The organism is Bradyrhizobium sp. B039, assembly GCF_038965675.1.
GTDB classification, from domain to species: Bacteria; Pseudomonadota; Alphaproteobacteria; order Rhizobiales; family Xanthobacteraceae; genus Bradyrhizobium; species Bradyrhizobium diazoefficiens.
Genome location: NZ_CP152416.1, coordinates 7,368,605 through 7,377,326, shown reverse-complemented (window position 1 = coordinate 7,377,326; position 8,722 = coordinate 7,368,605). Strand labels below are relative to the sequence as shown.

The window sequence follows — 8,722 nt, the reverse complement described above, 5'->3', positions numbered from 1 at the left end:
GCGCATGCTTAGACGTTCGTCGTGTTGTTTCGAATGAGCTTCGGACACGAAAACGTACCGGCGTTTATGCTGTACAAATGAACAGGCGTGCCGACCTTCTGGGTGATTTCGCCTTTGAGACGTTGCGGCGCGCGTGAAACCCGAATGCATTCCATTCGAGATCGAAACGGCGGTCGAGTCTATTGCAATGGTTTGCCGTCGTCACCGGCGTTGGCTCAAGGGCCTGTATGATCCGGCGGTGTTTACCGGCACCGCCCGAAGGTACATCGCAGCGTTCGGGAAATAGCACTCGATAGCTGATTGGTTGCGCCTCGGAGGTGAGATCAATTTTCCTGAAAGTGCGGTAGTTGCTGCGGGCGATCCTAACCGCGACCGAAGCTTTTCACGCCGTCCGCATGTTAGCTTTGCAGGTCAAGGCTCGCGAGCCGCTGCCGGTCCAGAATCACGATCTCGCGTTGGGTATTGCCGATGAAATCGAGGACACCATCAGTGTGCAATTGCGACACTGCACGCGAAACGGTTTCGACGGTCAAACCAAGGTAATCGGCGATGTCGCGCCGAGACATTGGGAGCGAGATCACGTCAGCAGCCGTGAGTCGTTCATCCATCTCGTGCAAGAACGCGGCAACGCGCTCCAGAGCAGTTTTACGTCCGAGCAGCAGCATATGGTCTTCGGCGTGTTGCAAGTTATTCGTCGTCAAGCTGAGCAAGGTGCGCCAGACAACCGCGTCATTCTCGGCGACCGTCTCAAGGTGTTGCCGCCTGATCAGGCGAACAGCGGTTTGGATGATCGCTTCCGCCCTAAATCGGTGGACTCCGCCGTTCTCGAGTCCAAAAATATCACCCGGCAAATGAAATGCGCCAATCTGGCGCCGCCCATCGGAGAGTAATTTGCAGGTCCGTACCGCGCCTTTCCTGACCTGGTAGACGTACTCGGCTGGCTCACTCTCGATGTAGATGGTTTTACCTTTCTTGTAAGTGAATTCACTCAAGCTGACGATCGGATTCGAGCCGCTCGATATGCCGAGCTCACTGAGCGAATTGATTAGGGATCTATGGTCTGTGGTGATGCTCACGAACATGGTCCGACACTCCTGAACCAGAATATACGAAGGGGAGCCTCGCGAATTGATCCGGCGCAATCTATGGATGTCATTGTAACAAGCGGCCATGAAGAGGAGAAGTCGTGTCATTGTGACGCAGTGCGCGCGCAGCAGTTGAGGTGACGCAATGTGTTGTCATCCGGTCGAGGGGGGGCCCGCAACGCGCGTCGGAGCGAACGAAGCGATCATGGATTGAGTGCCATACGAGTGTTCTGCTGCGCGAAGGCGACAAGTCGCGCTTAAAAGATGCGTTTCACTGCGGAGTATCTTTGAAAGGCGGCTTCGGATCGCGAGCGAGTGTGTCCAAGACCAAGGACGGGTGCGGATAATCGGCTCCGGCCCTCTTAAGCCCACCCTGATATCCAACGTCTGCTCAAGAGCCCCCGTCGAGGCTCTGCCACGGGTGATTGTCTCGCTGACGATGGTCCAACTGGACCCGACACCGGCAATTGACTAAGATCAAACCTCTAATACGGATGCTCTATCCTTCAGCGAATTAAGGAGGCAAGAGATCTCATGCCTTACCTTCTCGCTACCGGAATCCTAGCACTTCCTATCCTCGTCAGCTTTGGATCAGATTTGACCGCTGCTTCACGGGTTCATTCGTACACCCCACCGGCTCGCCAAGACGTTTATTGCCTGCAGGGCCGAGCCTGGGGATATCCGGGCAACTGCCAGTTCTCGACCTACAGTCAGTGCATGGCTACCGCATCCGGCACCTACGCTTATTGCGGTATCAATCCGATGTACGCCTTCGAGCGACAGGGAAGGCAATTGCGCTGAGGCGAACGTCGTCAGGTCAGCCAAGCAGCGTTGGATGACGGACGGACCGTTCAGACTCGTGTCGCGGTTCGCTCGACCCCAGCCGCTGAATCGGCTGATTGGTCCGTTCGTTCGACTGCGCCCGGTGCCATCCTTGCATCTGGACGGCGATATCCGCTCCTGGGGCGGGGCGACACTATTCGAAACGGATCTTCTGGCTCAGATCTCTCGGAAGATAGCAGAAGGCCCGCGCTCTTCCCAGTACTGTCTCAATCTGTCTCAGAGTTCAGCGCGGCGTGCAGCCGAGCCTTCTCCAACCGAGACCTGAGTCCATTCAAACAGGCGGCCAGTTTGGCGAACTCCTGAATGCTGACATAATCAAAGACGAACTGCTCAACCTCTTTCTGCTGCTCGTAAGGATCTTGCGAGCGATGCCCGTGAGCGACAAAAGGACGTACCTGGCATCATTCATGTCGGATTTCCGGCGCACGAACTGCTTACCTCAAGCTCCCTCGATTGCTTGGTGATGAAACCCGACTCGACTCTCATCAGCTTCGCGACAGCATTGACGGGAACACCATCTTCTTCCAGCTCCGTCAGAGCCATCAAGATCATCATTTGCGGACCAGTAATGCCAAGCGCATTCGCGTGGTAGGACCGAAGATCGCAAGACATACGTCGATTGATCTGATCTACCATGTAAAGCGCCTGAGTAGATCCTGACTGACGCGCGGCGCCTTCCGGGAGCGTGTTGCCAATGCAGGCAGCTTGGGTGGCATCTGATCTCAGGAGCTCCAGCCTCAAAATATTGCTTGCTGGCTGGCTGGCTTCAGCAAAGAGGACCGGTCCTCGCTGATCACTTTGACGCGCCCAAAGCGCCCCGATCAATCAGTCGCCACAGCTAGACCATTCGTTCCGGTTCGATTTATGAGGATATTGCCCCCTCCCCAGTGGCGATCACCATAGCTTCAACCCAAGATCGAGGCCATCAAAAGTACGCCTAGCGACGTTGATGGACAGGATCGGAGAGGTCGTCGACGGGCAGTGGCGGAAATTCGCCATTTATAAGCCCGTCAGGAAACCCTTGCAAAATTATAGCAGTAGTGCTATAAGAGAAGGGCGAATGACCACACAGAAGCCCGTAGTTTGGATCGGATCGTCAAAGGACGATCTACGAGCTTTCCCGGACGAGGTTCGCCGCGTCATGGGGTTTGCGATCAATGATGCACAAAACGGCGACGAGCATCCTCGTGCCAAGGCCTTAAAGGGCTTTGGTGGCCGGAGTGTACTGGAGGTCATCGACGATGAAGATGGCGATACGTTCCGTGCCGTCTACACCGTACGCTTCGCTGGCGTTATCTATGTCCTTCATGCCTTCCAAAAGAAGTCGAAGAAGGGGATTGAGACTCCGGAGCACGACATCTTGGTAATTCAGGCCCGGTTGAAGGCAGCCGAGGCTCATTACCAAGAGAACTACGGAAAAGGAGGCAAGAAATGAGTAAGGCAATTAAAGCAACCGCAGGCAGCGATAATATTTTCGCTGACCTTGGCTTTGCCAATCCTGAGGAAGAACTCCTCAAAGCCAAACTTATTCGTGAGCTTCGTGCGATCATCAAACGTCGCAAGTTGACTCAGACAAAGGCTGCCGAACTGCTAGGCCTTAAACAGCCTGATGTATCTGCCCTAGTGACCGGCCGCGTAGGGAAGTTCTCGATCGACAGGATTGTTCGATGCCTAGATCGGCTTAATTATCGTGTGGACGTCGTTATCCGTCATAAGCCCGTTCGTCGCGCATCCTCGCGAGCTGCGGCCTAAGAGTGGGAATGGATGGATATTGACGAACTTCGGGATGCTGAAATCCAGCTACATGGTTTGACCAAGGCCGACGGCGTCTATACGTTTTATCACGATGAGACCAACAATATCCGCAAGTTGTATATTGACGATGGACGTTTGAACGTTGCTGAGCTGAAGGTATTCGTCCTCGGCGGCATTGTGCATGAAGGAGCACCGCGACCGATTGAGATTCAATCGCTTCGAGAAGCGATGCGTATCCAGAAGACGGCTCCGGAAATCAAACTGGAGCATGTCGCCAAGGGTAACTTTCTTGACGTTCTTCGCTCCCGAAAGCTGACCACGTTCCTTCGATGGCTTATCGATAACGGGTTGATGATCCACTATCACGAGCTGGATCCATTCTACTGGTCAGTTGCAGATATCATCGATTCGATCGTGCCTGAACTTGGCAATCCGATGCTCTTGCAATACCACGTCTTGCTGAAAAGCGACCTCGTCGCAGTGCTGCGCTGCGAACTGGCCGCAACCATCCAGCTATTTCACGATTTCGGCTATCCGGGGTTATCACCCGAGGGGCGGAGACCCTTCCTCGACAGGCTCATTGAGATTCTCGAACGTAACAGTGATGTCCTCCGGCATTTCAATGCAATGATGTTGAAAGGTGTACTGCAGGCCGGACGGGCGCTGGAGAGTCTGGAGTTCATTGAAGGTTATTACCCGAACCTGCTCATCGATGAGTTCAGTACCTTTTACCAGGGACGTATCGCGATCTTCAAGAATTCGACCCACATCTTCGACATGGAGAAGGTCATCCACGACCGCCTGCTGGAAACACCTCTGACCAGCCAGGGGAAACCGGTTGCGAACTTCCGATTTGCGGATTCCAAAGCCGAGCTAGGGCTTCAGATCTCAGACGTTATTGTGGGCGTCTTAGGAAAGATGCACACCTACTTTACGAACACGGGTCATGAGGACGTCGCTGCGGATCGAGAGGCTCTGGCCGGGACGAGCCTGGAGAACGCAAAACTCTTGTCGGACCTCATCTCAGCTTCGCATGCAGCCAATGTCACGTTCCTTCATCATGTCGCCAGTGTGCACGACATAGATAAGCTTGATCTGTTTCTTCGCTTTCCAGATGGGGCTCACGTTGCATGAACGAGGCGATCAATAATCGGCATTCGCGAGGGTGGGATACTTCGAACTTCTCAGCTGAACGTCGGGAGTATTTAGATGGTGATCTTGCCTTTGAAGCAATTGCAAGATCTATAGCGTCAGAGCTGGCCCCGGTTGTTTGGACAGCGCCCCGCTGGATTTAAGTGGATTCCTGCCGGGTTATGCTGAACGCGGGGCTTTACGATTTTGTCGTTGCGTCGGGAGGGCGTAGCCCGACCAGAGCGATGACAAAATCGTCGGCGACGGTCATGCGGCCATCACCATAGCTTGCGTGCCGAAGTAAGCCTCGTCGGGCGTGCGCCCGTCAAGGCTCGAGTGAGGGCGTCCCTGATTGTAGAAGGCCAGATACTTGGCAATTGACGCTCGCGCCTCGGACACGCTGTCGTAGGCGCGGAGATAAACTTCTTCGTATTTGACCGTGCGCCAGAGCCGCTCGACAAACACGTTGTCGCGCCAGGCGCCCTTGCCGTCCATGCTGATGGCGATCTTCGCGTCCAGCAGCACATCGGTGAACTCGAGGCTGGTGAACTGGCTGCCCTGATCCGTGTTGAAAATCTCGGGCCTGCCGTGCTTCGCCAACGCCTCCTGGACCGCTTGGACGCAGAAGGCCGCCTCCATTGTGATCGAGACGCGATGGGCCAGGACCCGTCGGCTGAACACATCGACGACCGCCGCGAGATAGACGAAGCCACGCCGCATCGGAATGTAGGTGATGTCCATTGCCCACGCATGGTCGGGCCGCTCGATCTTCAATCCGCGCAACAGGTACGGGTAGATCTTGTGACCCGGAGCCGGCTTGCTCGTGTTCGGGCGACGATAGACCGCCTCGATCCCCATGCGCTTCATCAGCGTCGCGATGTGGCGGCGACCGGCGTATACCCCCTCCCGCCGCAGCAACGATCGCAGCATACGCGCTCCCGCGAAGGGATAATCGAGATGCAGCTCATCGAGCCGACGCATCAAGGCAAGGTCCTCGGCCGAAACTGGCCGAGGTTCATAGTAGACCGTGCTGCGAGCCAGCTTCAGGACCTTCGCCTGGCGCACGATAGAAAGATCATGACCGCGGTCGATCATCGCTTTGCGCTCAGCAGGCCCGCCTTGGTGAGCGCGCCGGACAAAAAATCGTTTTCCAACGCCAGCTCGCCGATCTTGGCATGTAACGCCTTCAAATCGACCGGCGTCTCGGCCGATGTCTTGTCATGCCCAAACACGCCGGCGGCGCCTTCCAGGAGCTGGTTTTTCCAGATCGTGATCTGGTTCGGATGAACATCAAACAGTTGCGCCAGCTCCGCCAGTGTCTTGTCTCCTTTGACCGCAGCCAAAGCAACCTTCGCCTTGAATGCCGGAGAATGCGTCCGGCGGCTCTTCTTCGTCATCTTCGCTCCTGATTCGCAGCAAGAATCCTCGCCGCTGTCAGGCAGAAAATCCACTCAACTACTGTCCGAATTTGCGGGGCCAGCTCTATATCGCGAGTAAGCTAGGTCACATTGTCCGCGTACGGAAAGAACACTACCGATCCGGCGACACTCTGTGAGTTGGGTCTTCATCGATATTTCTGCTCGGTCTCTCTTGGATAGCGCCGGATAACATTTTGGCGTTCCTGACTACGTCCGCGAAAACTCTTCGTAGATATCGAGTTCTTCATTGATTTTGCCCCGAGCTTGCGGCCGGCCTCGTCGAGGTAGAGCTGATTGATCAGGCCGCCGTTGTGGGTCAGAAAATCACGCGAAGCCTTCATTTCAACGTCGGTCGCGACAAGATCGGGCTTGAGCTGGATCGAAAGCACTTCCGCCGTCTTCGCCAGATACTCGGATGGATTACCGAACATCAGATCCTGGCACCGCAGGGCGATATAGGCTTCTTCTCCAAATAGCGGTACAGCGCCAAGGCGTCTTCTTCGACGACGCCAATGTGGCCGCGGAGAAGCACTTGCTCGAAAACCATTTCCACAACCAGCTCAGGGCCAGGCTACTTGGCTGCGAGGCGATCACCCAGCTCGTGCGCAGACCGCCATTGCCCCGCGCGAATACCTCAACAGCAAGGGCGAGCTTTCCCGCAAGATGCAGGATGACGCACCGTCGCGTGGAATCTCACGACTGGTGTCTATTACAAAGCGGGCGAGAAGCCGTGGTCTCTTGCCGACATCCGGGATGGCGTCTGCTACACAGTCCTCGTCTTCAAGCGTACAAACAACCCGGTCGAAGCGAAGGAGGCGTGCTGTGGCGCGCAGATGTTCCCTCATACCGGCGAAGGCATCGAACGCCGCGGCTGCGAAGACCGCCCCCGTCAATGGCCCGAACCTCGGCCGGCGTTCTCCGGACGCTGCCGTTCTATCGACGTTTTGCGGCGAGGAACGGGCAGCTCTTAGGGGACCTCTTATCGCTTCGGTGTCAGTGACCGTGCATTCGAACAGATTCCTATTCATCGGGCAGCGGACGCAAGAGCAAACGCTCAGCGAAATACAACGCTTTCGCCGCGGTCAACTACCACTGCTAGCAATTGATCGAACTAGGGATTTGTTCAATATTCGATGAAGCGGATGCTGCGGTAACCTTTTCGAAGTCGCGTGAGTTCAAACGGGAGCCACTCGCTACCCATAGATGATGACGGATCCAGCTAGCGGTCGCCGCTCGCGCTGGTCTGCCTGGTCGAGCGGATAGTGTGGCCTAGGGGCTACGCAAGATGGGACCATGACTGCAATGATCTTGTCGGACAATGTCATTCCTCGCGCCGATGTCATTAAACGCGCAGTGCGCATCGGCGCAGAAATCCGAAATGTCAAACTGTCAGGCGATTTACCGGAGCAGACGATTGCCTCGATCAATGGGCTGCTTTTGGAGCACAAGGTCATCTTCTTTCGCGGCCAGCTCCACCTCGATGATGCGGAGCAGGAGAGCTTTGCCATTCGTTTCGGAGAGTTGACACCTCATCCAACGCTCGGTGCGATCAAGGGAACAGCGTCGATCATCGAGCTTGATTCCACCCGTGCAGGTAGCCGGGCGGATCTCTGGCACACTGATGGAACCTTCGTCGATGCCTACCCTAAGATCGCCGTGCTGCGAGGCATTGTGATGCCACCTTTCGGTGGCGATACGGTCTGGTCAAACACCGCCTCGGCCTACCTCGACCTAGCGCCGCCGCTCCAAGGGCTTGCAGACAGGCTATGGGCCGTTCACAGTAATGCCTTTGACTACGCAATACTTGCCCGCGTCAGCGAGCTCGACAAGAAGCACTTGGACGAAGTCTTCACTAAAACAATCTATCGGACTGAGCATCCCGTTGTGCGCGTGCACCCGGAGACTGGCGAACGCACGCTCGTGCTCGGCGCTCTGGTGCAAAACTTCGTTGGCCTGCCGAAATACGATGGCCAGAAGCTGTTCGATTTGTTTCAGTCTCATATCACTGCGCTCGAAAACACTGTGCGTTGGAGTTGGAGGGATGGTGATGTAGCGATCTGGGACAATCGCGCTACACAACATTATGCAGTGAATGACTACGGCGACCAACATCGCCTCGTTCATCGCGCAACCGTCGCCGGTGAGGTGCCAGTCAGCATCGATGGTCGGAGTAGCGTAACGCGCATAACGGGCGACCACCAAGCTGTCTAGATAAGCGACAACATTGGCTACGACACGCACAATGGAAACTCTGCGGTTGTGCGCTCAATCGCTCTCTGCAATATTCGGCAGCTAGGTTCCCGTCGCAGTCAAAATATGAACCCGATGCGGCGCCTCTCAACTTGAAAAGCAACAACTGTTCTTCACAGGCCGCAAGAGGTTCAGCAGCTGCTCGTAGCGGTACAATAATCATTAGAGCGGCCGGGGAGTGTTCTCGTCGGCAGATGCTGAGTCTCGATCGGCCACATGGCCGGGGGCCTTTCCAGGAAT

At 55.8% G+C, this 8,722-nt stretch carries 9 protein-coding genes; 5 read left to right on the top strand and 4 right to left on the bottom strand.

Annotated elements, in window-relative coordinates:
* Positions 1-398: 398 nt before the first annotated feature.
* Entirely contained in the window at positions 399-1,082 is a 684-nt protein-coding gene (locus AAFG50_RS35120) for a helix-turn-helix domain-containing protein (RefSeq protein WP_026312933.1), read from the bottom strand.
* A gap of 537 nt (positions 1,083-1,619) precedes the next feature.
* On the opposite strand from AAFG50_RS35120, the gene AAFG50_RS35115 reads away from it, so the two are divergent.
* Positions 1,620-1,886, top strand: a complete 267-nt coding sequence (locus AAFG50_RS35115; RefSeq protein WP_018648598.1) for a DUF3551 domain-containing protein — start codon at positions 1,620-1,622, stop codon at positions 1,884-1,886.
* A 447-nt stretch (positions 1,887-2,333) separates the two neighbouring features.
* On the opposite strand, the gene AAFG50_RS35110 is transcribed toward AAFG50_RS35115, so the two are convergent.
* Positions 2,334-2,753 carry a hypothetical protein gene (locus tag AAFG50_RS35110; protein ID WP_223153697.1) on the bottom strand — a complete coding sequence of 140 codons (420 nt, stop codon included), beginning with the start codon at positions 2,751-2,753 and terminating at the stop codon, positions 2,334-2,336.
* 235 nt (positions 2,754-2,988) lie between these two features.
* Between AAFG50_RS35110 and AAFG50_RS35105 the strand changes: the two genes are divergently transcribed.
* From AAFG50_RS35105 to AAFG50_RS35095, 3 genes are read left to right on the top strand one after another with little or no spacing between them, the layout of a single operon-like run.
* Positions 2,989-3,363, top strand: coding sequence for a type II toxin-antitoxin system RelE/ParE family toxin (locus tag AAFG50_RS35105; RefSeq protein WP_035668596.1), 375 nt, complete (start codon positions 2,989-2,991; stop codon positions 3,361-3,363).
* The gene (locus AAFG50_RS35100; protein WP_011084909.1) at positions 3,360-3,680 is read left to right on the top strand and encodes a helix-turn-helix transcriptional regulator; all 321 of its coding nucleotides are present in this window, start codon (positions 3,360-3,362) and stop codon (positions 3,678-3,680) included. The genes AAFG50_RS35105 and AAFG50_RS35100 overlap by 4 nt, the downstream gene beginning before the upstream one ends.
* A 12-nt stretch (positions 3,681-3,692) precedes the next feature.
* The gene (locus tag AAFG50_RS35095; protein ID WP_011084910.1) at positions 3,693-4,817 is read left to right on the top strand and encodes a DUF3800 domain-containing protein; all 1,125 of its coding nucleotides are present in this window, start codon (positions 3,693-3,695) and stop codon (positions 4,815-4,817) included.
* A gap of 264 nt (positions 4,818-5,081) precedes the next feature.
* Here AAFG50_RS35095 and AAFG50_RS35090 read toward each other — a convergent pair.
* Positions 5,082-6,211 (bottom strand): IS3-like element ISRj2 family transposase gene (locus tag AAFG50_RS35090; RefSeq protein WP_085967575.1). Its coding sequence is split into 2 segments (ribosomal slippage): positions 5,082-5,959 and positions 5,959-6,211, totalling 1,131 coding nucleotides; the frame shifts between segments, so codons are not numbered across the junction.
* A 167-nt stretch (positions 6,212-6,378) separates the two neighbouring features.
* Positions 6,379-6,663 (bottom strand): hypothetical protein, encoded by a 285-nt coding sequence (locus AAFG50_RS35085; RefSeq protein WP_018648303.1) that lies wholly within the window; start codon positions 6,661-6,663, stop codon positions 6,379-6,381.
* Positions 6,664-7,525: 862 nt separating this feature from the next.
* Between AAFG50_RS35085 and AAFG50_RS35080 the strand changes: the two genes are divergently transcribed.
* Complete coding sequence (locus AAFG50_RS35080) at positions 7,526-8,443, top strand: TauD/TfdA family dioxygenase (RefSeq protein ID WP_011084919.1); 918 nt, start codon at positions 7,526-7,528, stop codon at positions 8,441-8,443.
* Positions 8,444-8,722 lie beyond the last annotated feature (279 nt).